Source organism: Salinibacter grassmerensis (assembly GCF_947077765.1).
GTDB classification, from domain to species: Bacteria; Bacteroidota; Rhodothermia; order Rhodothermales; family Salinibacteraceae; genus Salinibacter; species Salinibacter grassmerensis.
In genome coordinates, this window is record NZ_CAMTTF010000001.1 from 926,866 (window position 1) to 950,450 (window position 23,585).

Below are 23,585 nucleotides of genomic sequence, written 5' to 3' on the forward strand. Positions count from 1 at the left end.
GTAGAGATAACGGTCGCTTAATCCAAAACTAGGGACGCGGCTGGATGATCCCGGTTCGTGCGGGCCCGCTGCCGTCGCCTGCGTAAAAATCTCGCGCACTAGACGGCAGATCGGAGCGGGGGCAATTCGACTGCTCCCGGGACCGAGTCCGGCGAATGGAAAGAGACTACGCGTTGAGGGGCAGGCGCGAAAGTTCAGAAAACGTGTCGGCGGGGCAGGATGGAAGGGCGCCGGGCCGGGCGGCCACGAACGCGCCCAGCCGATGGGCGTGCTCGAGCAGGGTGGGGGCGCTCTCGCCACGGAGCAGCCCCGTAAGCAGGGCGGCCAAGAAGGCATCGCCCGCGCCCACCGTGTCGTGCACGTCGACAGGGTATCCGGGGTGGTGCGTGCAGGTGCCGCGCATCCACAACCATGCGCCCTCGGGGCCCGCGGTCACGCAGACCGCCGAGCAGCCGACGGAGGCAGCCAGCTCCGCCGTCGCCGCGTCGAGGACATCCGGGAGGGCGAACCAGTCCTGTAGGCGCCGGAACTCGTCGTCGTTGCACTTGACCACGTCGGCGAGCTCTAGGGACTGCTCGACCACCGCCGGGTCTACGAAGGGAGGGCGGAGGTTGACGTCGAATACGCGCAGGAGGTCGGGCTCACAGAGGTGCTGAATCGTCCGTCGGGAGGAGGCGGACCGCTGAGCCAGGCTCCCGTAGACGAGGGCGTCGGCGTGCCGAGCCTGTTCCTGAACGGGATCGCTGAGCGTGATGGCGTCCCAGGCAGCCGGTTCCAGAATCTCGTAGTCCGGGCCGCCGGCTTCCTCGAGCTGTACCTGTACGAATCCCGTCGGGAGCGAGTCGTCGATCTGCATGAGCCGCGTTTCTAGGCCGCGGGCCTGCATGCGACGGAGAGTCTCGTGGCCGAGGCGGTCGTCGCCCACCCGACTCACGAACACGACCTCCTGATCCAGAGCGCGCAGGTGGGAGGCCACGTTGAACGGTGCGCCGCCGAGAAAAAGCCCGTCGGGCAAAGCGTCCCAGAGGACCTCGCCGACGCAGAGAATTGTGTCGCTCATCGCAGGACGAAAACGAGCTGATCGGAAGGACGCATGGGGAGACTGGACGGGCCGGCGTGTATGAGTATCGAGTCTGGCCCCGCCGGAGGCTCAGCGTCGTCGCTGGCGATGTTGAGGGCGATCCGGGGATGCCCCGGGACCGATGGACGAAGAGTCAGAGGGCGGTGACCCCCACGGCGAGCCCGATGCCCACGGCGTTGGCCACGAGGTCCTTTCCGCTGGCCCGCCCATCGATGCGGGACGCGTCGTACAGCTCCTTTCCGAGCCCCACCGTGGCACTGGTCGCGACGGAAACGGGCAGCGCGTCCCCGGTCGGCCAGCCCGCTTTCTGCACGAGCACGTACTGCGTGGACAGGGTCCAGAGGCCGCTAAAGACGACGTGTCGGGCCTTGTCGCGGGCCCACCACCGGTCGCGGTCTGCCGGCTGCCGGGCAGGGCGCGTCGACGGCACGAGAAGGGCGACCCGGAGCCCGGCGAGGGTGGGCGGCAGGGAGGCGGGCGTGGAGGCGACGGAGTCGATGGTTGATGCGAGAACCGCCCGGGCGTCGGTGCCGGCCGTCGGCACACCGACGAGAAGAAGCACCCATGCCCAAACCCACAGCCAATCCCGAACGAAGTGCATCGGTCGCATCCTTCTAATAGAACTGCCTACAGCGTGCCGGTCAGGTAGCCCATCACGATGCCGAAGACGACGACCGGAATGATGTACCGCATGCCGAAGATCCAGACCCGTAGGAAGCCGTCGGCCAGTGTCGAGCTGCCCTGACGGAGCTCGTCGGCCGCCTGGTCGGCGCCCCACACCCACCCGATGAAAACGCTCAGAAGGAAGGCCCCCACCGCCAGTCCAGCGCTTCCGATGAGGTAGTCGAGGACGCCGAGCACATTGTTCTGGCCAAACAGGCCGCCCTCGCCGAAGAGATAGGTCAGGTCGCTGAACGCGTCCACCGCGCCGAAGGAGAGGGCGGAGGGGAGCGCCATGAGGAACGTGATGGCCCCGACGATGCCCACCGACTTGCGGCGGGACCAGTTTTTCTCATCGACGAAGTAGGACACCACGACCTCCAGCAACGAGATACTGGAGGTGAGCGCCGCGATCGACAGAAGGACAAAGAACAGGAATCCGACGATCCCACCGAGGGGCATCTGGGCAAACACTTTGGGCAGGACCACGAACACGAGTGCCGGGCCCGTGGCCGGATCGGCGTCCATCGCGAACAGGGCGGGGAAGATCATGAACCCGGCCATGAGGGCAATCAGCGTGTTGAACAGGACCACGTAGCCCCCCGACACGGCGATGTCCTCGCGCTTGGGAAGGTACGATCCGTAGGTGATCATGGCCCCCATGCCGAGGCTGAGGGTAAAGAAGGCCTGCCCGAGGGCGGCAATCACGAGATCGGGGGTGATTTGCGAGAAGTCGGGCACGAGGTAGAAGCGCAGCCCCTCGGCGGCCCCCTCGAGCGTGACGGCCCGGACGATGACGAGGAGAATCAGCACGAACAGGACGGGGAGCAGGATTTTGGCCCACCGCTCGATGCCCTTCTCCACGCCCCCTACCACCACGAGGAGCGTGAGCAGCAGAAAGAAAGCCACCAGCCCGACGTTCAGCCACGGGGAGGCCGCAAACGCTTCGAAGCCCATGGCGGGGGCAATAACGTCTTTCACCGCGTACCCCACCGCCCATCCGGCCACCACGCTGTAGTAGCTCAGAATGACGAACCCGGCGAGCACGCAGAACCCCCCCACCACGATCCAGGCGGAGCCGCCGCCGGTGATGGACTTGATGGCGCCGACCGGGTTCTTCTGGCTATTGCGTCCCAGCGACAGCTCGCCGAACAGGTAGGGCATCCCGATGAAGAGGATGCACAGCAGATAGATGAGGACGAAGGCCCCGCCCCCGCCCTCCCCGGCCAGGTAGGGAAAGCGCCAGATGTTGCCCAGCCCGATGGCGGACCCGGCGGCGGCGAGAACAAAACCGATCCGGGACGACCACTGCTCGCGGTCGGTCGAGGTCGTGCTCATGGGAATCGTCGGGTTGGCTCGTGGAAGAGAGAGCCCGTAAGAACGGGCCTGGTGCATTCATCATCGACCGAAGTTAAAAGGTGACGAACGTGATCGCAATCGCGAGCCGGGGAATGGCCAATGAGCAGGTGGACGGCCGCGTCGCGGCGTGCGCCACCGGCGGTGCGCGTCACAGTACGTCGTAGAGCAGGTCGACGACCAGCACGGTCAGGATCGTGACGGGGAAGACGTATTTGATTGTGGCACGCCAGATGGAGCCGACCCACCGCCCCATCGTGTGCCCGTCGCCGGTCCGCAGTTCGGCCAGGGCGTTGTCGGCCCCCCACGCCCATCCCACGAACAGACTCAGAAGGACGGCGCCGAGGATGAGGGCCACGCTTCCCCAGAGAAAGTCCACGACATCCAGCACGCCGGGGCTGGGCCCGAGGAGCCGATCTCCGACGAGCCACGAGAGGTCGCTGAGCGCCGGCACGGCTCCCTGAGACAGGGCCGACGGCAGGCCAATGACGAATGCGACCCCCCCGGCGCTCCAGGCCGCTGTGCGGCGGGACCAGGTCGTCTCGTCAACGAGGTACGAGACAAACACCTCCAGCAGCGAAATGCCCGACGTGAAGGCGGCGATGGCGAGAAAGAGGAAGAACAGCGTCCCGACGAACGACCCGAGCGGCATTGCCCCAAACACGTCGGGCAGGACCACGAACACGAGTGAGGGGCCCTCCGCTGGGTCTTGGCCCATTGCGAACACGGCGGGAAAGATCATCAGGCCCGCCATGAGGGCGATGAGGGTGTCGAAGACGGCAACACATCCGCCGGCGACGACCAGGTTTTCATCGTCGGGCAGGTACGAGCCGTAGGTAATCATCGTCCCCATGCCGAGGCTCAGGGAAAAGAAAGCCTGCCCGAGGGCCTCTACGACCATCAGTCCTGACACCTCCGAAAAATCGGGCATCAGATAGAACCTAAGCCCGGCGCCTGCGCCGGGCAGGGTAACGGCCCGAAAGATGATCAGGCAGAGGAGGACGAACAGCACCGGCATCAAAATTTTTGCCCATCGCTCGATGCCCCGACGGACCCCCCGAGCAACCACCCCGGCCGTGGCGACGAGAAAGCCGCCGAACAGCGGAACCACCCACAGCGGATCGGCAATGAATCGGGCAAAGGCGGTATCCGACGCTTCCGCGGCGGCGAGGTCTTGAAACACATATCCCACGGCCCAGCCGGCCACCACCGCGTAGTAGCTGAAAATCGCGAGCCCCGTCACCACGCAGAGGCCCCCGACGAGTGACCAGGGCGAGTGGCCCCGAATGGCCTGGATGGCCCCCACCGGATTCCGCTTGCTGTTGCGCCCGAGGGCCAGTTCCGCGAAGAGATACGGAACGCAGAGGAAAAGAAGGCAGGCGAGGTAGATCAGCACGAAGGCGCCGCCCCCATTGTCGCCGGTCTTGAAGGGAAACCGCCAGATGTTGCCCAGGCCAATGGCCGACCCCGCCGCGGCGAGGACGAAGCCGAGCCGAGAGCTCCACTGCTCTCGTTCCGGGGAAGGAGAGGCCATTTCGGGACAGGCGGTTGAACGAAGAAAAACGCCGCGCCGAGCGCGGCCTACCAGGCTGGGAGTGCCCGGAAGAAGCAAGGCAATTAGACCGCGAAGATAAAGGGTGCTCCCCCTGAACACAACGACGAACGATGGGCGGAGAGCGCCTCTCCACGGAAAATCATGGAAAACAGAAACCCGATGAGGCGACCTACGCGGTCCACGTGTCCTCGTCCGGGTACCGGCCGCGCTCACAGTACGTCCGGAGTCGAGGAACGCCCTGCGCGAGGTAGAAGGGTGGACGGGCCGGCACGCCCTCGTCCGAAAGGTGCACCACCTCCATATCGCCAGAGGTCTTGTATAGCTTCACGCGGCCGGCCACTGCGTCCTCGGCGCCCAGATCGTAGAGGCAGTAGCGCGGGGTTTCGTCCACCTTCCGGAGGGCTACGGAAAGGGCCATCGGCGAGACTGGACTAGATGCCCGAGGCGATGAGCAACTCGATGTCGCGGTGGCTCATGCCGAACATCGAGGCCAGGTTCTGCTTCGTGAGGTGCTGCCGGTACACGTACGTGCCGTTGCGCAGTCCCTCGTCGTGCCACAGGGCCTCGTTGATGGAGCCGGCCTCGCCGATGCGGAGAAGGTAGGGGACGAGCACGTGTGTGAGGGCGTACGAGGCGGTCCGGGCGGCGTTGGAGGGCATGTTGGGCACACAGTAGTGGATGATGTCGTGCCGTCGGTAGGTGGGGTCGGAGTGAGTGGTGGGGCGGCTCGTTTCGATGCAGCCGCCCTGGTCCATGACCGCATCCACGACGACGCCCCCTGGAGCCATGGACTGTATCATGTCCTCCGTTACGAGGAGGGGCGAGCGCTCGCCGCCCGTGACCATGGCCCCCACCACCACGTCGGCCGAGCGGACGGCCCGGCGGAGATAGTGCTCGCTGGCGACGGCGGTGGTGACGCTGCGGTCCAGCGTGTTCTCCAGGGTGCGTAGAGAGCCGAGCTCGGTGTCGAGCACGATGACATGTGCCCCGTAGCCGAGGGCGGTGCGGGCGGCCCATTGGCCGATCACGTCGGCCCCCAGAATGACTACCGTAGCGGGGGGGACGCCCGAGATGCCCCCGAGCATGACGCCCTTCCCTCCTTCGTTGCTCTCTAGGTAACGCCCGGCGATCTGAATCGACATGGATCCGGTAATCTCGTGCATCATCCGCACGAGGGGGAAGGTTCCGTCCGGGTCGCGGATGAACTCAAACCCGATGCCCGTAATCTTCAGCCGCATCAAATGATGCAAAAACTCGGGGGTGGTGCCCCCGAGGTTAAGCGCCGAGAGGAGAATCTGACCCTCCTGAAGAAGGTCCATTTCGTCCTCTACCGGCGGCCCGACCTTCACGATTAGGTCGCTCCGTTCGTAGAGGTCGTCGGGGGCCGACACGAGCTCGGCCCCGGCGTCGACGTATTCGTCGTTCTGGAAATGGGCCTCGTGCCCGGCGCCCTCTTCCACATACACCTCGTGCCCATTGGCGACGAGGGCCCCTGCGCCACTCGGGGCCAGGGCCACGCGTTGCTCTTCGTTGCCCACCTCCCGGGGAACGCCAATGCGGAGAGACTCTTGCTCGTCGTCCTGCTTGAGGGGCTTCTCCTGGGTCATGAGGCCACGCTCACGCTCAAAGCCCTGCTGTAGAGAAGGAATCTCCATGTAGATGGGTGGGCCGCGAGGTACAGTTAGTTCGGGGTACAAACGCCCGAAAATTCGGACATTAGGTGTGCAAACGATTCAACTTATGAAAGCAGTATCGCTTTTGCACACTCAAGGGCGAGATGGCAAGTGGGAATGGGGAAATCCCCTCTCGGCCGCAGGAGACGATCACCGGAGCGGTGAAACAGTAGACCTTTTCCATCCCGGCCCCTATGTTCGGACTTCCATCAGCCCCCGAATCGATCCCTCCGTCTAGGAGATGTCCAGCGTCGTCCCGATCGGTCCAATCGCCATCGTTGGGGCTGGGGCCGTGGGCACGGCCCTTGCGCGGGGGCTTTCAGAAAACGGGCGACAGGTTGAGGCAGTGGTGAGCCGGAACGAAGAAGACGCCCGGGCGCTGGCCAATCGGGTCGGGGCGTCCGTGGCAGGAGCGACGGGGGCGGTGCTGCCGGAAACCGTCCGGCTCGTGCTGATCTGCGTGCCGGACGATGCAATCGAGGACGTGGCGGAGGCGCTTGGGCGCTACGATCATCCGTGGGCGGACACCGTCGTGGGCCACACGTCCGGGGCGAAAAGGGCGGCGGTTCTCGATCCCCTCGCCCGACAGGGCGCCGCGACCATGAGCTTCCATCCGATGCAGACCTTCGCGGGGGAGACGCCCCCCGAGGCGTTCGAGGGGATCGTCGTGGGGCTCGAAGGCCAGGACCGGGCCCTTGCCGTGGGGGAGGCACTGGCCGACGTGCTGGGAGCGCAGCCCCTCCGGCTCACGCCCGACGAGAAGGCACGGTACCACTGCGCCGCCGCTCTCGCCTCCAACGGCCTCGTTGCGCTTCTGGCCGTCGTGGAGGAGGTGTTCGGGGGCCTGGAGGAAAATGCCGCTTCGGCGTCGGGCGCCGACCTCGTCGCGCCCCTCGTGGAGCACACGTGGTCCAACCTCAAGGAGGGGCGCCCGGAGGAGGTGCTCACAGGACCTGTGATGCGGGGGGACAAGGGCACTGTTCAGGCGCACCTTGACGCGCTGGAGAGTGAGACCCCGCACCTTGTGCCCGTCTACGCAGCCCTTTCCAGAGAGATGGTGCGCGTGGCGGTACGAGGGGGGCACCTGTCCGACGATCAGGCAGAGGCGCTCCTCGCCTCTCTGAGAACAGTCGCGGACCCCGACTCGGAAAGGTCGTCCCCCTGTTCGCGTTAGGCGCTTGAGAGACTGAACCTTTCTTGACAAGCATCACGCGAAATTTGGAACCCGCATCCGCCCTGTGATTTTATGCGGGCCTGTTTTCGAGCGTCCCCTAAGTGCCAGTTGGGGACGCCGTAGGTGCCGCCATGGGCATCCCCCACTGTTGTTTCCTAATGCGATATTCTGCATGAGTAACGAGGCACACGAGCATCAATCCGGATCGACGGCGACCGAAGAGGGACAAGAGGCCGGCCCCGAGCAATTCTCTGGGCGGCCGCTTCTGCTGATGGACGCCGAAGACGCGCCGTCTGAGGTGCCGAATCCGGACGTGGAGGCCCTCCGCACCCTCGTGGAGGAGGCCGACTGCCAGTGTGCCCCATACCAGTCGGTGGCCGTGGCCGCCGTACAGATTCTGGAGAAGGCCCTTCGCTACGAGCGGCAAGCGGCGAGCGCGGCCCTTTCCCTTGGGCAGCAGGAGAAGATGAGGTCCATGGTGGAAACGGCGGAGCGGGCCGTATCGGTGCTGCGCGACACGCTTACCGCACAGGGGCACAAGGTGATGCACCTGTGCACCGAGAAGTCCCCGACCGAGCCGGCGACGGCCTCCGACGACGCGGGCCAGCCCTGGTGGTTCACGCTGTCCAGTGCTTTGGAGGTGCTGGAGCAGGGCACCGACCAGATGACCTCACTCACGACGGGCCAGTCACCGGGCAGTGCCGCCCGCGAGCTGAGTCAACTCATCGCGCAACTCCTCCGGAGCCACCACGATGCACTGCTGTTGGAGGCCGAAGGGTGGATCTCGTAGAGACGCCTGGCGCTCCGTCCGGAGCGATGTCCTTAGAGGAGGTCGTCGGCCCGTCGTCGAAGGGAAGACCTCCCGTGGCCGAGTGCCTCGTCCGACTGCTCGTGTACGTTTGCTCTCTTCCATTGACGATCCAGTTTCCGAATGTCCTCCGCATCCTCAGAGCTCAGCGAACAAGAACAGCGCCGACGTGAAGAGCGCGAAGCACTCGAACGGCGCGGCATCGACCCTTACCCTTACGCGTGGGATGTGGATGCCCATGCCGATGCGATTCTCGATACGTTCGACGATGACCTGCATCAGCCGGAGGACGGAGAAGTCGGAGGATACAAGGTCTCGATCGCCGGTCGCATTACAGGGCTTCGGGTAATGGGGGGCTCGGCGTTTTTCGATCTTCGGGACGAGACGGGCACGATTCAGGTCTACGTGCGCTCCCAGGACCTGGGCGAAGACTTCTACGACGAGGTCTTTACGGAGCTGTTCGACATTGGAGACATCGTGGGGGTCGAGGGATTTGTCTTCCGCACGGGAATGGGGGAGGTGACCGTCCGGGCCGCCGACGAGTTTCAGTTGCTCGCGAAGGCCCTGCGGCCGCTGCCGGTGGTGAAGGAGACCGAGGAAGAGACCTACTACGAGGTGACGGACAAAGAATTTCGATACCGGCAGCGGTACGTCGACCTCGCAGTGAACGAGGACGTGCGGGACGTCTTTCGGCAGCGGTCCGAGCTCATTTCCACGATGCGTAGCTTCCTGGACGAGCAGGGGTGCCTGGAGGCGGAGACGCCTGTCCTCCAGCCCGTGTACGGTGGGGCGTCGGCCTCTCCGTTCAAGACGCACCACAACGCGCTCGACATGCCGCTCTACCTCCGAATCGCGGATGAGCTCTATCTAAAGCGGCTGTTGGTGGGGGGCTTCGAGGGCGTCTACGAGATCGGGAAGGACTTTCGGAACGAGGGCCTGAGCCGGTTCCACAATCCGGAGTTCACCATGATGGAGTGCTACGTGGCCTATAAGGACTACCGGTGGATGATGGACCTGACGGAGAACCTTCTCCGCACGGCCACCACCGCGCTGCACGACACGCCCATGGTGGAGTTTGAGGGGGACACGATTGACTTCGGGGAGGGCTGGGCACGCATTCCGTTCTTCGAGGCCATTGAGGAGGCGACCGGCTTCGATCTGTATCAGGCCGACGCCGATCGGGTCTACGACGTGGCGGCCAATGAGCTGGGGCTGGAGGAGGTGGAGGCCGACATGGACCTTGGAGGGCTCCTCGACGAAATCTTTAGCGAGACGGTGGAGCCGACGCTCATCCAGCCCACCTTCGTGACCGACTATCCGATCGAGTTGAGTCCCCTCGCCAAGAAGCACCGCGAGAAGGAGGGGCTCGTAGAGCGCTTCGAGCTCGTGGTCGCGGGGCGTGAGGTGGCCAACGCGTTCAGCGAGCTCAACGACCCGCAGGACCAGCGCGAGCGATTTGAGCGGCAGGCGCGCCAGCGTGCCGCGGAGGTTGACGAGGACGTCGACCCCGAAGCCCTCATCGACGAAGACTACCTGCGGGCCCTGGAGTACGGGATGCCGCCCGCAGCCGGGCTGGGTGTTGGCATCGACCGCCTCACCATGATCCTTACCGGTCAAGAGTCGATCCGCGACGTCATTCTCTTTCCCCTCCTCCGCCCCGAGCAGTAGTTGGCAGCGCAGGCGACGCGGTGCTCATTGCACGTCAGCGTGCGGAGCGCGTCGCCTGGGCGCCCGGATGTCCCTCGCCAAGATGGCTCGCGCTTGTCTGCTAAAGGAGGTGCGGTGCCGACCGAGCCCCGGTGAGTCCGTCGAGAAGGCCAGCCATCAGAACCATGTGGTGCCCGTAATGAGCGCACGTCCGGTGGGCCCCAACAAAAAACGGGCGGACCCCCGACAGGGGATCCGCCCGAAAAGGCGGTCCGAATGGACGCGGAAGGAGCTACATGCCGTCGTCTTCACGCTGCGGCAGCGAGTCGGCACGGCGGTACTGGCGCGTGCCGCCCTTCTTTGAGGTTACGCCCTCAACCCGGCCCTGGCCACCGGTCATGATGCGGGAGCCGGGCACGCCGTTGTTCTGGTAGAAGCTGGATACGGCCTCGGCGCGGTCCTCCGAAAGCGACTGCACGTTGCGCTCGCCCGGGGCGGCGAAGCCCTCAACCTGTACGCTCAGGTTCGGGCAGTCGGAGAGGATGTCAGCGTTTTCCTGAAGGCTTTCCTCGCCTTCCTCGGTCAGCGTGCTGGAGTTGCGGTCGAAGAACGCCGAGTTCATCTCACTCACAGTCGTGCAAACCTCCGGAAGCACGCGGTTGACGCGAACGGTCACCGTCCGGGTGTCTTCTCCTACGTCGTTGGAGGTCTCGAGGCGTGCGGTGTACTGGCCCGGCTCCTCGTAGGTGTGTCTGGGCGACTGGCTCATCGACGAAGATCCGTCTCCGAAGCTCCAGCTCCGTGAAATGGGCGAGTCCCCCTGCACGTTGCTTCTGAAGCGCACCGTCTCGCCTTCATCGACGGGATTGGGCGTCGCGTTGATCGACGTAATGGAGGCGGGCTGCGGCGGCGGGACTACACGCACGGAGATGGTGTCCGAATCGGAGCCCCCTTCGTTGCTCGCCTGAAACCGGATGGCATACTGCCCCGTCGAGCTGTAGCTGTGATTTGTCAGCAGCCCGGAGCCCGTCGAGCCGTCGCCGAACTCCCAGGTGTAGGTCAGAGGGTCGTCGGCCTCCTCCTCGTTGATTGAGGCTTCGAACGTGCCGGTCTCATCAGTCTCGAGGGTGTCGGGGCCACTCACCGACTGTACGACGGGAGCGGTCGATCCACAACCAGCGAGGAACAGCCCTCCGACAATGAGAAGAAGAGGGGCCCAGAGTGAAGAGAGGGATTGCGCGCTCGAAGAGATATTGGGGTTCGTCATAGGGTTGATGGTGTTTTAGAGGAAGTAAAGGCCGAGAGAAGAGAAACAGTGGCTCCCCAGGGCCACCCCCACTGGAGAGTTCAGGTTCTGCCATACGATAGGAATGTACAGAACGCGGTTCGGACACGCAATTGCTTCCCCGAGAATAAATTCGAGGTCTCCAAGAAGAAACCACCCATGAAATAGAGCCGGCGATTCTCCTTCAAAATGGGGGGCAACGACGCCCGCAGGGAGAAGCGTCAATTCTGTCCCGAATAAGGGCGAGAACTGAGGTCCCGCGGTGCGTCCGTGTCCGTGGGGTTGACGAGAGAGAGGAAAAGGGGAGTAAAAAGAAGATGCTACTCTAAGGCATCTACGTGCTTCTCAAGCTTGCTCTTTCTATTGGCGGCCTTGTTTTTGTGAATGACTCCCTTGGCGGCAAGACGGTCCAGGTCGCCCTTCACGTCGTTGAGCAGGTCTTCGGCTTCTTCCTTGTCGTCCAGGGAGCGCAGCTCTTTGATCTTCGTGCGGACGCGGCTTTTCTGCGACTTGTTGCGCTTTTGGCGCTTCTCGTTCTGTCGCATGCGCTTCTTTGCGGATTCGTGTCGGGGCATGGTCTGGGGGAATGGAGGTAGGTGAGCAGAGAGTAGTGGTCAGTGGCGGTCAGGATTGCCTCGGACGCATCGCTCGAGCCGCCGGCGGGTTCCTGACGCCCGTAGAAGATTGTGCGAGTCGTCTCGGGGTTCAAAGATGTTTCTTTTGGATAACGGTTTAGAAACCGAAACCCCCGTGGTCCGTTCCTCACCAATAAGATTTGTTTTCTCCCTCCAGCCCCGACACTCAGGCTGCTCGGTGACAGGACTGGACCGGTGTTTCACGTCTTTAATATCCGACACTTGGCAGAAGAAGAGGTGTTATGTGGTCGTTCTTCGCGGACCTCATTCGAAACGTGGGCACCGAGCACACCATCGTCGTCATGGACGCGGAAGGGGTGGGCAAGACTCGGCGCTACCACGTCCGCCCGTCGCGCATGATTACGATGTGGGGCGGGAGCTTAGTCGGGGCCGGGCTCCTCGTGGCCCTTCTGGTCGTCTTTACACCGCTGCGCACCCAGATTCCGGGCTACGGAACGAAGGAAATGGAGGAGAACGCCCGCCTAAACACCCTCCGTGTGCAGGCGCTTCAGGATTCGCTCTCTGCCCAGCGGGACTACATTCAGCGCCTCCGTCGACTCATCACCGGTCGGGTCGACCCGGCGCCCCCCTCGGACGGGGCCCGTTCGGAATCTGGGCTAGGAGCTGAGACAGGAGCGCCGATGGGGCCGGAGCCGTCGACGGCCGGTAGAGGCACCGGGGAGGCTGCCCGCGAGGTCCACCAGCAACCGGCCTTCACGCCGAGCACCAGCTCGGCCGCCGCCGCGGATGCCCTTGTGGGGCTTTCGTTTCCGCTCTCGCCTCCGATCGCGAACGGGTTTCCCACCCGCGGCTTCGACGTAGAGACCGGGCACTACGGCATTGACGTAGCAGTGTCCGAGGGCGATTACGTTCGGTCCATCGGGGCCGGGTACGTCGTCTGGGCTGACTGGACGCAGGATGGCGGCTACACGATTGCGGTTCAGCATGCCGGTGGATACCTTTCAGTTTACAAACACAGCAAGCGCCTGCTCAAGCAACTGGGCGATCGGGTGACGGCGCAGGAGCCGCTCGCGGTGACCGGAAACACGGGCGCGGTGACGACCGGCCCGCACCTGCACTTTGAGCTCTGGCAGAATGGCCTTGCTCAGGGGCCGAACTCCTACATTGCAGGCTGGTAGCTGACGCCAGAGCGACGACCACATCCCCTTTGGACCTCTACCTTTCGCTAATGGGCCTCTTCGCCAACTCGCAAACGGACGACGCTTCATCCTCCATGGCTAACCAGACACGTACCGTTCAGGATCAGGTCAATCTCGTCGGGGAAGGCACCGTCTTTGAGGGAACCGTGCGAGCGGAAAGTGATGTCCGCGCCAGCGGCCGCATCGTGGGGACCCTTGAGGTCGATGGCAAAACAATGATCGCCGAAGAGGGGGAGGTCGAGGGGGAGATCATCGCGACCAATGTTGAGATTGCTGGTCAGGTACAGGGGGAAATTTACGTCGACGAGCGCCTCGTCCTCAAAAGCACCGCACAGGTGGACGGGACGATTGAGACGGATCGCTTGGTCGTGGAAGAGGGGGCGGAGTTTTCGGGCGAGTGCGAGATGGGCACGACCCTCTCCGAAAGCAAGGTGCCCTCTGGTGAGGAGAATTGGGGGCGCGACTCCGTGCCCTCCGAGCGATCTGGGGCTGAGGAGGCGGAGCCGTCCGGGGAAGCGACTGAGGCGTAGGCACGGGGCCGATCCGGGCCGTGCCGTCCAGGCCATCGGTGCACGCTGACAATGAATCATGCAGAAGACCAGGCTCCCGCTGAATCGGGCGAGTCATCGACCAACCACCCCGATGCTCCCCCGCCTGACCAAGAGAACTCCTTGGAGGGGGCGGGACCATGGAGAAGTGCCCTTCGTGACATTGCCCCGTATCTCGACCTGGGCTGGCGCCTTGCAGGGGTGGCCGCCTTTCCACCTCTCATCGGAGCGGGCATCGACGTGCAGTTCCAGACCACCCCCTGGGGGTTGTTCATCGGGGCCGCGATCGGCCTCGTGGGGGCCGGGCTCCAGCTCCGGCGGCTTCAGCAAGAATTTCGCTCCTGAACGTCGCAGCGGGCCGCCGTAACGAGCGCGTCAGATCCTGGAGCGCTCTCCGAGATTCTTTCATGCATGATTCACCGCTTCTCATAAGTCCTGCACTGCCCCGATGCGTAGCTTCAGTGTCAGTATAGGAAAGTCGATATAGGTGAAGCGGGGCATTTTCCCACACTGCTCGTTTGTCGACTGCATTGACCAACCGTCGGTACCACGATGACAACTGGGCTGTGGCTGGGCCTCGGAGGAGGGATTGCAACGGTGGGAATCCACGTCCTTGCTCGCGTGCTGACGCACTACGCGGCTCTGCGGGCATCGGATCGAAAAACGTTCCTGGTCATCGAGCTGGGCGGGCTCGGCGGACGAATGGGCTTCGTGTTCGTGGTGATGATTCTGGTTCTCCTGTACGCTCCGGTCCACGTACCGACGTACGTGGGGACCCTCCTCGGGCTGCTATTCGTGAGTATTGCCTCCGAGATTTGGATGATTGTTCGCCGGATGAGGCAAGATGGCCTCATGGCCTGAAGCCAACGGTTGCCACTCCGGCGCGCACGTGATCGCTGTTGCACAGATACAGACCTTATGATCGGTCGGGTTCGTCCTCTGCGAATTGTTGCCCTCCTCGTGCTGGGAATGAGTCTGGCACTACCCGCCGCGCCCGCAGAGGCGGCGGACGGAGAGGTGACTCTTGAGAGCATCGTCAACAATACCATCCTTGGACACGCCAAGGACGGCTACTACTTGAACTTCAAGCCGTTTGCGCAGGTCGAACTCCCGCGCATCATGATCGTCCGCACGGCGGACGGAGCACTGACCCTCGAAGCCTACGGAAGTACGAAGGGGCTTCTACAGAACGGACCGTACGGCCTCGCCGCCCATGGGGATGAGGGAGAGGGGCACGCCAGTCCAATCACAGGATCGGCGGAGCTTGCGGAAGCCATCGAGGCGAAAGAGCACCTCCACAGCGCAGCGGTCCGAACCAGTGGGGAAGTCGTCGCCGACCTCTCTATCTCTCGGCACCTTATCTTTGGGCTGCTGGCGATGCTCATCGTGCTGGGGATCTTTATTGCCCTGGCGCAACGCTACAAGAAGGCCCACGACCGCCCCGAGGCCCCTCAAGGCATCTTTCAGAATATGATGGAGGTGCTTGTCGTTTTCGTCCGCGACGAAATTGCGAAGCCCAACATTCCGGACGGAAAGTGGCGCACATTTCTGCCCTATCTGCTGACGGCGTTCTTTTTCATTCTCGTCGCCAATATTCTGGGGCTCGTGCCGTTTGCGGGGGCGGCGACGTCCAACATCGCGGTGACGGGGGTGATGGCCATCATGACATTCTCCATCGTGCTCCTCTACGGCTCGTCCGACTACTACAAGGAACTGCTGACGGGCCCACCGGACGCCCCGGTTCCCATTCGGATCATCCTGGTGCCCATTGAGATCATTGGTCTCGTGATGCGGCACCTCGCCCTCGCAATTCGTTTGTTTGCAAATATGATGGGCGGGTCGCTAATCATCTTCAGCCTCATCGGGCTGGTTTTCATGATGAACGTGATCATGGGGGAGGCGGCGGCCTGGTCGACCACCGTCATTAGCATAGGATTCACCGTCTTCATCTTGTTGCTTAAGCTGCTCGTTGCCTTCATTCAGGCGTACGTGTTCACAATTCTCTCGGCCCTCTTTATCGGGATGTCCGTAGAGGAACATCATTCTGCTGGTGAGGAGGAGACAGAGCCCGACGTCGGCCTTGACGGCCGGGTCGAGGAGCGCCTCGACGCTGTGGAAGACAAGATGGAGGAACGCGTACAGCCGACGACGGCCTAGCCCCGGGAGTGATTCCCGGAAAACGCCGTGAGGCTGCGTACCGATACGACCGCTGCATGACCACTTCGCATACTGTACACATCACACTCGGAGAAGAACACTATGGACCCCGCTGCTCTTGCATACCTCGCCGCCGGTCTCGGAGCCGGTATTTCTGCCGTTGGCGCCGCGATCGGAATTGGTCGACTGGCTAGCTCCTCGATGGACGGGGCGGCTCGCCAGCCCGAAGCCGCCGGAGACATTCGAGGCCTGATGATTGTCTCTGCCGGTCTCATTGAGGGTGTGGCCCTGTTTGCCCTCATTATTTGCCTCCTTTTGGTTCTCTTCGTCTAACGGCCATACTGAAACCGACCGAGAGGGCGCAAGTGCGGTTCACCCTGCACCGGGTCGGGCATGCCTGAAGACCCGGCGGGGGTAGGGTCCAGTGCTATGGTTCTCACGTCCCGGTTGGGAGAAGGCATTCGACTACCTGGTGCGCTTTTTCTAGCGCGATAGTTCAAAGAGAACAGGTCTTTGACGCAGCAGTCGCAGCTTTCCGATTCCCCCCTGAAGCTTTTTGGGCGGAGGCGAGAGGTACTGGCCTTCACGACACCGCACTTGTGTCCGCTCTCTACAGTTGGGCTCATCGTCCGGTTTTAAATTCATCGTCTGGTTCTTCGCTTGCTTATGGAGCTCGTCACCCCGTCGGTTGGACTCATTTTCTGGAAGACCGTCGCGTTCCTCATCTTCCTATATCTCCTCTACCGATTTGGGTGGGGGCCGATCACCGAGTCGCTGGAGGCGCGGGAGGAGGAAATTGAGCACTCCATCCAGCGGGCCGAAGAGGCCCTCGAAGAGGCCAAGGAGATACAGGCCGAGAATGAAAAGGCCCGTCGCGAGGCGGAGCAGAAGGCCCAAGAAATCCTTCGCGAGGCCCGCGACTCGGCCGAAGAACTCCGCGAGGAGGAGAAAGACAAGACGCGCCGTGAGATTCAGGAGATGAAGGAGCAGGCCCAGGCCGACATTGAGCGTGAAAAGCAGGCGGCACTCCAGGAGCTTCGAGACGAGGTGGCCGACCTCGCCATCGAGGCGGCCCAGAAAATCATCGAGAAAGACCTGGATGCCGACCGGCACCGTCAGCTCGTGGACGACGCCCTCGACGACTTTCCGACGAATTAGCGCCCGGAGAAGACGGCTCCGGCCCGCGCCCAACTCCTTATCCCGAATACCCGTATGAGCCAGCGCACGGTCACACGGCGGTACGCCGCCGCGCTATACGAAGAAGCCGACGCGAACGGTGTCCTCGAGGCCGTTGACGAGGATGTCCGGATGCTTCTTGAGAACCTTGACTCCAACCCCCCGCTGGTGAGGGTCTTCGAAAGTCCCGTGATCCCTCAGGACAAGAAGGACTCGATCATTCGCGAACTTCTGGACGATCGGGTCGAGGGCCTGACGATGCGGTTCCTGCGACTGCTGATTCGAAAGGACCGCGAGACGATAACGGAAAATATTCTTGATCAGTACCAGTCCCTCCGCGACGAGCAGCGTGGCATTGTCGACGCGGAGGTCACGGTGGCCCGCTCCCTGACCGATGAAGACCGTACGGCGCTGGTGGACGTGCTTGAAGAGAAAACAGGCAAGGAGATCCGCCTGCACCTACATGAGGATCCGGACCTGGTTGGGGGACTTGTGGTTCGAATCGGGGACCGAGTCTTCGACGCCAGTGTGCGCAGTCAGCTTAGCGCCCTCCACGATCGGCTCCGTGATACGACCCTCTCGGAAAATGCCCTTGACGACGTGGCGTAGCCGTCCGCGGCCCGCCACCGTCCCACTTGTTCTTCACGATTTGATCTCTCGACCCTTCCATGTCCAACGGTAGTATCCGACCCGACGAGGTCACCGACATTCTCCGCCGCGAACTTGGCGATTTTGAAACCAAGGCGGAAGAGTACGAGGCCGGAACCGTGCTTGAGGCCGGTGACGGCATCGCAACCCTTTACGGCCTGAGCAACGCCCAGGCCAGTGAGCTCGTGGAGTTTCCCGAGCAGGACGTGGAGGGCATGGTCCTCAACCTCGAGGAAGACAGCGTCGGCGTCATCCTGTTCGGGGACGTGGACGCGGTGAGTGAGGGCGACGAGGCGCGTCGCACCGGACGCATCGCATCGGTCGGCGTGAACGAGAACATGCTGGGCCGCGTCATCGACCCGCTGGGGCGCCCGCTCGACGGTAAGGGGCCCATCGAGGGGGAGAAGACAGTCCTTCCGCTGGAGCGAAAGGCGCCCGGTGTGATCTACCGGGAGCCAGTCGAGGAGCCCCTGCAGACGGGCATCAAGGCGATCGACTCGATGATCCCGGTCGGGCGCGGCCAGCGGGAGCTGGTCATCGGGGACCGTCAGACCGGAAAGACGGCGGTCCTAACCGACACCATCATCAACCAGAAGAAGACCCACCAGGAGGGCACGAACAGCGGCGATCCCGTTTACAGCGTCTACGTGGCCGTCGGCCAAAAGGACTCGACGGTGGCGCAGGTGCAGCGCGACCTGGAGCGCAACGGCGCGCTGGAGCATACGGTGATCGTGAACGCCTCCGCCTCCATGCCGACGCCCCTGCAGTACGTCGCTCCGTTCGCCGGGGCCTGCATCGGTGAATACTTCCGCGACACGGGGCGGGACTCGCTCGTGTGCTTCGACGATCTCTCGAAGCAGGCCGTGGCCTACCGCGAGCTGTCGCTTCTGCTGCGCCGCCCGCCCGGCCGTGAAGCCTATCCGGGCGATATCTTTTACCTCCACAGCCGCCTGCTCGAGCGGGCCGCCAAGATCATCAGCGATGAGGAGGTGGCGTCCCAGATGAACGGGCTCCCCGACACGCTCGAGGACAAGGTGGAAGGCGGGGGATCGCTCACGGCGCTGCCGGTGATCGAGACGCAGGCCGGCGACGTGTCCGCCTACATCCCGACGAACGTTATCTCGATTACCGACGGCCAGATCTACCTGGAGACCGACCTCTTTAACGCAGGCATCCGGCCGGCCATCGACGTGGGGGGATCGGTCTCTCGCGTGGGCGGCTCGGCGCAGGTGGACGCAATGAAGGATGTGGCCGGCACGCTCCGAATCGACCTTTCGCAGTACCGGGAGCTGGAGGCCTTCGCCAAGTTTGGGTCCGACCTCGACCCTTCCACACAGCGTCAGCTCAACCGGGGCGAGCGGCTCGTCGAGATTCTGAACCAGGATCAGTTCTCGCCGGTGCCGGTGGAGGAACAGGTTGCCATCATCTACGCGGCCATCAACGGCCACCTCGACGACGTGCCGGTCGACGACATCGGGGACTTCGAGGAGGAATACCTGGAGCGACTGCGCCTTCGCCACGAAGACGTGTTTGCTGAGGTGCGCGAGACCGAAGAGCTCACCGACACGGCCGAAGAAACCTTTGAGGAGGTCGCCGCGGACCTGGCCGACGTCTACGCCGAGGAGGAAGAGGAAGACGAAGAAGACGTGCTCGCGGACGAAGGCGCAACGGCGTGACCCTCGGCTGAGCCCTTCAGTGCCTGGCGGTTCGGCCCAACCGGTGTTTGGCGAGCCCGCAGCCTCGGCTGTGGAAGAGGCATTCCCACCGCCGGTTGGCCGTTCTCACTCCCACTCCTGCCCGATGATCCCCCTGCCTGATCCATGGCGAACCTTCGCGACATTCGGAACCGGATCGACTCGATCGAAAACACCAAGCAGGTGACCCGGGCCATGAAGATGGTGGCGGCCGCAAAGCTGCGGCGGGCCCAGGAGAAGATCTTCCGGGCGCGGCCCTACGCGTACAAGATTGGGGAGCTGACCAATCACCTCAAGCAGAAGCTTGATCCTACGGCCCACCCGTTCTTCCAGGCGCCCGATGAGTCCTCTGGTGCCCTGGTCATCGTGATCACGGCCGACCGCGGGCTGTGCGGATCCTTCAACAGCGACGCCATCAAGACTGCGGAGCACCTGATTGAGACCTCCTACGCGGAGACGCAGGCGGCCGACGACCTGTTTCTCTTGTGTGTGGGGAAGAAGGGGCATAAGCACTTCCAGAAGCGTGACCACCGCCTCGTCGGAGACTACAGAGGCGTCTTCGACAGTCTCAATTTCGACCTGGCACAGGAGATTGTTGAGGACGCCGTGGAGGGCTTCGAGCGCGGCATCTGGAGCGAGGTGAAGGTTGTCTATAACGAGTTCAAGAACACCATCGTCCAGAATCAAATTGTGGAGCCCCTGCTCCCCATTCCGGAAGAGCGGTTCGAGACGCCGGTGATGGAGGAAGAGGCCGACGGGTTCGACCTTCCGGAGAACGGCCGGGCCATCGATTACGTCTTTGAGCCGGGGGCGCCCGAGCTACTCGACGAACTCGTGCCACGCTACCTGTACTACCAGGTGTGGCGGGCGCTTCTGGAGTCGAACGCGGCCGAGCAGGGGGCACGGATGGTGGCGATGGACAACGCGACGTCCAATGCCGAGGAGCTGATCGAGGACCTTACCCTTGAGTACAACCGGGCCCGGCAGAGTGCCATCACCCGCGAGTTGCTGGACATCACCAGTGGGGCGGAGGCCCTTGAAGAGTCCAGGTAGGGAGGAAGTGCGGGCACACCACCCGTCTGCGGCGGGGCTGCCGCACCCGTGCAACATTGTCCGCGGCGCACCATACTACAACGGTAGAAGACGGAGAGGTGGCCGAGCGGTCGAAGGCGCTCCCCTGCTAAGGGAGTAAACGGTGATGAGCCGTTTCGGGGGTTCGAATCCCCCCCTCTCCGCTGTCCGCGCCGGTCCCGATCCTGTCGGGACGGGCCTTTTCTTTTTCGGGCCTTCTTCGTTCTGCGTGGGCTCGCTCCTCACGATGACCCTCTTTGATGGCCGAGTCTATGTCCAGCCGTCCCACCGTTGCCATCGCCGGAGCCACGGGCTTCGTGGGAACGGCGCTGCGGGAAGCGCTACGGGACGAGTACGACGTTGTCGGGCTCACGCGGTCGCCGGTACGGGCCCGTGCCAATGCGGGCTCAGGCTCCGATGAGGAATGGCGGCACGCCGACCTCTTCGACCCCTACGCGGTGCAGGATGGGCTGGAGGGGGCCGACTACGCCATCTACCTCGTCCACTCCATGCTCCCGTCGTCCCGGCTTACGCAGGGACAGGTGGCTGACCTCGACCTCCTGCAGGCCGATAACTTTGCACGGGCGGCCGAAGCGGAAGGCGTCGAGCAGATTCTCTACCTCGGGGCGCTCATCCCGGATGACAAGAGCCCCCTGCCGTCTCCGCTCCGTCGCCGGCTTGAGATGGAGCAGGTCCTCGGCTCCACGTCCGTTCCCCTCACGACGCTCCGGGCCGGCCTGATTGTGGGCGCGGGCGGCACGTGGCTGAGCATGCTGCTGAACCTCGTCCGGCGGCTCCCCGTCATGGTCCTGCCGTCCTGGACCCGGGCCGAGACCCAACCCATTGCCCTGCGCGACGCGGTGCGGGGACTGAAGAAAAGCCTGGGCAATCCGCGGACCTACGAGGCCACTTATGACGTGGGCGGGCCCGAGGCGATGAGCTACCACGAGATGCTGCTGCGCACCGCCGATGTGCTGGGGCTCCAGCGCCGCACCACGACGGTGCCGATGGAGTCGCCCCGCCTCTCGAAGCTCTGGGTGTGGCTCTTCGGAAGCGTGCCCTGGGCCCTCGTGACGCCCGTGATCGACAGCCTGCGGTTTCAGACGCGCATCCAATCGAACGAAATGCACCGATGGCTCCAACGCGACGCCCTGTCGTTTGAGGGGGCCCTGGAGGCCTCGGTCGACGACCGCGGGCATCCCCTGCCCAACCCGCGAGACGATCTGCGAGAGCGAGAAGACGCCGTGATCCGCGACCAGAGTGTGGTCCGTTCGGTGCAGCGCATGCCGTGTCCCCCAGAGTTTACGGCGCGGGACGTGGCCGACGAGTACATGCGATGGTTGCCCCGCCTGGGATGGCCTATGCTTCAAGTCGACGTAGAGCAGGAGCGGATGGCGCGCTTCGAGCTGCGTCCCGTAGGAACCCTCCTCAAGCTCCGGTTTGCGGCCGACCGCAGTCCGGAGGGGCGACAGCTCTTCTTCGTGACCGGCGGGTTGCTGGCGAAAGGCGAAGGCGAGCGCTCCGGACGGCTTGAATTTCGGAAGGTGCTGGGAGGGAGGGCCGTTCTGGCCGCCATCCACGACTTTTCGCCTCGGCTGCCGTGGTACGTCTACAACAGCACGCAGGCGCTCGCCCACCTCGTGGTGATGTGGGGCTTTGGGCAGCACCTGGAGCGCCTCACGCACCGGCAGTCCGAGACGGCGTCCGTCTCGTCCGCCCTCCACGGGCCTTCCTCGTAGGCCTCGTCCGCTCTGCTCTGTTCCACGAACCCTGTCTCGCCCGATCCGGTCGGGCCGTTTTGCCCTTCGATGTCCACCTTTGCCGACGCGCCGTTTACCGAAGACCAGGAAGAGGCGTACGACCAAGTCTACGACCGCCTTGCGCGGGGGGAGCGGTTTACGGGGCTGCGTGGGTACGCAGGCACCGGGAAAACGTATCTTGTGAGTCGCCTCGTGGAGCAGTTGCTGGACGAGGACTGCACGGTGACCGTCTGTGCCCCGACCCACAAGGCGGTACAGGTGCTGAGCGACGAACTCGGCGACGCCCCTGTGCAGATGCAGACGCTCCACTCCTTCCTGGGCCTTCGGCTGCGGCCGAAGGACGACGGGGAGTACGAACTGGTGGCCGAGGAGGAGCGCGACTTCGCCGAAGGGGTGGTCATCATCGACGAGGCGTCCATGATTGGCCGTGAGGAGTGGTCGCACATCCAGGATGCGCCCTTCTGGGTGCAATGGCTCTTCGTGGGCGACCCGGCGCAGCTGCCCCCGGTGAACGAGGACCCGTCGCCCGCGCTCGACGTGCCGGGCCCCACCCTGGAAACCATTCATCGCCAGGCGGCCGACAACCCGATCCTCGAACTCGCGACCAAAATCCGCACCGGGGCCGACGGCCGCTTTGGGAGCACCTTCGAGGACGGGAAGGGCGTGGCTGTCACGCGCAACCGGGACGAATTCCTGGACAGTATCCTCCGGGCCTTCGACGCCGACGCGTTCGCGGAGGACGCGACCCATGCTCGTGTGCTCGCCTACCGCAACAAGACAGTGCGCCGCTACAACCGCGAGATCCGTGCCGAGCGGTACGGGGCGGACGCGGATCGCTTCGTGGAAGGGGAGTGGCTGGTCGGCACCGAAACTTGGTACTACGATGGGGCGCAGCGATTGACCAACAGCGAAGAAGTGCGCGTTAAGCGGGCGGACGTTGAGACGTTTGAGGCCGACGATCAGAGCGAGTGGACCGTCTGGGAACTGAAGGTGCGCACACCGGGGCGCGGCCTCACGCGCACGATCCAGGTGCTGCACGAGGACGAACGGGACCGATACGAGAACGACCTGGAACGGCGGCGCGCCAAGGCCGAGGACGATCCCTCCAAGTGGGATCGGTTTTTCGAGCTCCGCGAGCGCTTCGCCCGTGTCGACTACGCGTACGCCACGACCGTACACCGGGCGCAAGGGTCCACCTACGACACCGTGTTCGTGGACCACCGCGACCTGCGTGTGTGTCGGGGCGAAGAGCGCGGGGCACTTCTCTACGTGGCCGTCACGCGCCCCTCCCGGCGGCTTGCACTGCTCGTGTAAGGGCCGCTACTCAGAAGCACTTAGGTCGGGTGAAGCATCCTCAACGGTGGAAGCATATGCGGCGGGCGCTCCACGTCGGGGCCGTGGGGTCTCGTCGTAGAGTGGCGATACGTGATCCTGGGGCTGTCGCCTGCCGTGCTATCGGTCACGGGGACCGTAGCCTGGTATCAGCGGGGGCGGACG

General features: G+C 63.8%; 23 protein-coding genes and 1 tRNA gene. 16 read left to right on the forward strand and 8 right to left on the reverse strand.

What is annotated here, in order from left to right; translation table 11 throughout:
- Positions 1-166 precede the first annotated feature (166 nt).
- The 6 genes from OJB03_RS03550 to OJB03_RS03575 form a co-directional block, all read right to left on the reverse strand.
- Positions 167-1,060 (reverse strand): carbohydrate kinase family protein, encoded by an 894-nt coding sequence (locus OJB03_RS03550; RefSeq protein ID WP_263785349.1) that lies wholly within the window; start codon positions 1,058-1,060, stop codon positions 167-169.
- 154 nt (positions 1,061-1,214) lie between these two features.
- Complete coding sequence (locus OJB03_RS03555; protein ID WP_263785352.1) at positions 1,215-1,682, reverse strand: hypothetical protein; 468 nt, start codon at positions 1,680-1,682, stop codon at positions 1,215-1,217.
- Positions 1,683-1,708: 26 nt separating this feature from the next.
- Positions 1,709-3,079 (reverse strand): sodium-dependent transporter, encoded by a 1,371-nt coding sequence (locus OJB03_RS03560; protein WP_263785355.1) that lies wholly within the window; start codon positions 3,077-3,079, stop codon positions 1,709-1,711.
- A 169-nt stretch (positions 3,080-3,248) separates the two neighbouring features.
- Positions 3,249-4,631: a sodium-dependent transporter gene (locus OJB03_RS03565; protein WP_263785357.1), complete on the reverse strand. Its 1,383-nt coding sequence runs from the start codon at positions 4,629-4,631 to the stop codon at positions 3,249-3,251.
- 190 nt (positions 4,632-4,821) lie between these two features.
- Positions 4,822-5,070, reverse strand: a complete 249-nt coding sequence (locus OJB03_RS03570) for a hypothetical protein (RefSeq protein ID WP_263785359.1) — start codon at positions 5,068-5,070, stop codon at positions 4,822-4,824.
- 13 nt (positions 5,071-5,083) lie between these two features.
- Positions 5,084-6,307: an alanine dehydrogenase gene (locus OJB03_RS03575; RefSeq protein WP_263785361.1), complete on the reverse strand. Its 1,224-nt coding sequence runs from the start codon at positions 6,305-6,307 to the stop codon at positions 5,084-5,086.
- A 259-nt stretch (positions 6,308-6,566) separates the two neighbouring features.
- Between OJB03_RS03575 and OJB03_RS03580 the strand changes: the two genes are divergently transcribed.
- From OJB03_RS03580 to lysS, 3 genes are all read left to right on the forward strand, one after another.
- Positions 6,567-7,499: a Rossmann-like and DUF2520 domain-containing protein gene (locus tag OJB03_RS03580; protein ID WP_263785363.1), complete on the forward strand. Its 933-nt coding sequence runs from the start codon at positions 6,567-6,569 to the stop codon at positions 7,497-7,499.
- A gap of 172 nt (positions 7,500-7,671) precedes the next feature.
- Positions 7,672-8,289 (forward strand): hypothetical protein, encoded by a 618-nt coding sequence (locus OJB03_RS03585; RefSeq protein WP_263785365.1) that lies wholly within the window; start codon positions 7,672-7,674, stop codon positions 8,287-8,289.
- A gap of 141 nt (positions 8,290-8,430) precedes the next feature.
- Positions 8,431-9,975 (forward strand): lysine--tRNA ligase, encoded by a 1,545-nt coding sequence (gene lysS / locus OJB03_RS03590; protein WP_263785366.1) that lies wholly within the window; start codon positions 8,431-8,433, stop codon positions 9,973-9,975.
- A gap of 271 nt (positions 9,976-10,246) precedes the next feature.
- Here lysS and OJB03_RS03595 read toward each other — a convergent pair whose 3' ends face one another.
- Complete coding sequence (locus OJB03_RS03595) at positions 10,247-11,221, reverse strand: PKD domain-containing protein (protein WP_263785367.1); 975 nt, start codon at positions 11,219-11,221, stop codon at positions 10,247-10,249.
- Between the two features lie 338 nt (positions 11,222-11,559).
- Positions 11,560-11,814, reverse strand: coding sequence for a 30S ribosomal protein S20 (gene rpsT / locus OJB03_RS03600; protein WP_263785368.1), 255 nt, complete (start codon positions 11,812-11,814; stop codon positions 11,560-11,562).
- A gap of 302 nt (positions 11,815-12,116) precedes the next feature.
- Between rpsT and OJB03_RS03605 the strand changes: the two genes are divergently transcribed.
- The 13 genes from OJB03_RS03605 (at position 12,117) to OJB03_RS03665 (ending at position 23,402) form a co-directional block, all read left to right on the forward strand.
- Positions 12,117-13,013 (forward strand): M23 family metallopeptidase, encoded by an 897-nt coding sequence (locus tag OJB03_RS03605; protein ID WP_263785370.1) that lies wholly within the window; start codon positions 12,117-12,119, stop codon positions 13,011-13,013.
- A gap of 95 nt (positions 13,014-13,108) precedes the next feature.
- Positions 13,109-13,564, forward strand: coding sequence for a bactofilin family protein (locus tag OJB03_RS03610; protein ID WP_263785371.1), 456 nt, complete (start codon positions 13,109-13,111; stop codon positions 13,562-13,564).
- A 51-nt stretch (positions 13,565-13,615) separates the two neighbouring features.
- Positions 13,616-13,927: an AtpZ/AtpI family protein gene (locus OJB03_RS03615; RefSeq protein ID WP_263785372.1), complete on the forward strand. Its 312-nt coding sequence runs from the start codon at positions 13,616-13,618 to the stop codon at positions 13,925-13,927.
- A 207-nt stretch (positions 13,928-14,134) separates the two neighbouring features.
- The gene (locus tag OJB03_RS03620) at positions 14,135-14,443 is read left to right on the forward strand and encodes a hypothetical protein (RefSeq protein ID WP_263785373.1); all 309 of its coding nucleotides are present in this window, start codon (positions 14,135-14,137) and stop codon (positions 14,441-14,443) included.
- A gap of 108 nt (positions 14,444-14,551) precedes the next feature.
- On the forward strand, positions 14,552-15,739 hold the full coding sequence (gene atpB, locus OJB03_RS03625; protein WP_263785375.1) for a F0F1 ATP synthase subunit A: 1,188 nt from the start codon (positions 14,552-14,554) through the stop codon (positions 15,737-15,739).
- Positions 15,740-15,841: 102 nt separating this feature from the next.
- Positions 15,842-16,072, forward strand: coding sequence for an ATP synthase F0 subunit C (gene atpE, locus OJB03_RS03630; RefSeq protein ID WP_011403674.1), 231 nt, complete (start codon positions 15,842-15,844; stop codon positions 16,070-16,072).
- Between the two features lie 333 nt (positions 16,073-16,405).
- Positions 16,406-16,897: a F0F1 ATP synthase subunit B gene (atpF, locus tag OJB03_RS03635; protein ID WP_263785377.1), complete on the forward strand. Its 492-nt coding sequence runs from the start codon at positions 16,406-16,408 to the stop codon at positions 16,895-16,897.
- A gap of 54 nt (positions 16,898-16,951) precedes the next feature.
- Complete coding sequence (gene atpH / locus OJB03_RS03640) at positions 16,952-17,524, forward strand: ATP synthase F1 subunit delta (protein WP_263785378.1); 573 nt, start codon at positions 16,952-16,954, stop codon at positions 17,522-17,524.
- 59 nt (positions 17,525-17,583) lie between these two features.
- Positions 17,584-19,239 carry a F0F1 ATP synthase subunit alpha gene (gene atpA / locus OJB03_RS03645; RefSeq protein ID WP_263785380.1) on the forward strand — a complete coding sequence of 552 codons (1,656 nt, stop codon included), beginning with the start codon at positions 17,584-17,586 and terminating at the stop codon, positions 19,237-19,239.
- Between the two features lie 144 nt (positions 19,240-19,383).
- The gene (atpG, locus tag OJB03_RS03650) at positions 19,384-20,310 is read left to right on the forward strand and encodes an ATP synthase F1 subunit gamma (RefSeq protein WP_263785381.1); all 927 of its coding nucleotides are present in this window, start codon (positions 19,384-19,386) and stop codon (positions 20,308-20,310) included.
- Positions 20,311-20,402: 92 nt separating this feature from the next.
- Positions 20,403-20,492: transfer RNA gene (locus OJB03_RS03655), tRNA-Ser, on the forward strand.
- A 96-nt stretch (positions 20,493-20,588) separates the two neighbouring features.
- Positions 20,589-22,067: an NAD(P)H-binding protein gene (locus tag OJB03_RS03660; RefSeq protein ID WP_263785383.1), complete on the forward strand. Its 1,479-nt coding sequence runs from the start codon at positions 20,589-20,591 to the stop codon at positions 22,065-22,067.
- Positions 22,068-22,136: 69 nt separating this feature from the next.
- The gene (locus OJB03_RS03665) at positions 22,137-23,402 is read left to right on the forward strand and encodes an ATP-dependent DNA helicase (RefSeq protein ID WP_263785384.1); all 1,266 of its coding nucleotides are present in this window, start codon (positions 22,137-22,139) and stop codon (positions 23,400-23,402) included.
- Positions 23,403-23,585 lie beyond the last annotated feature (183 nt).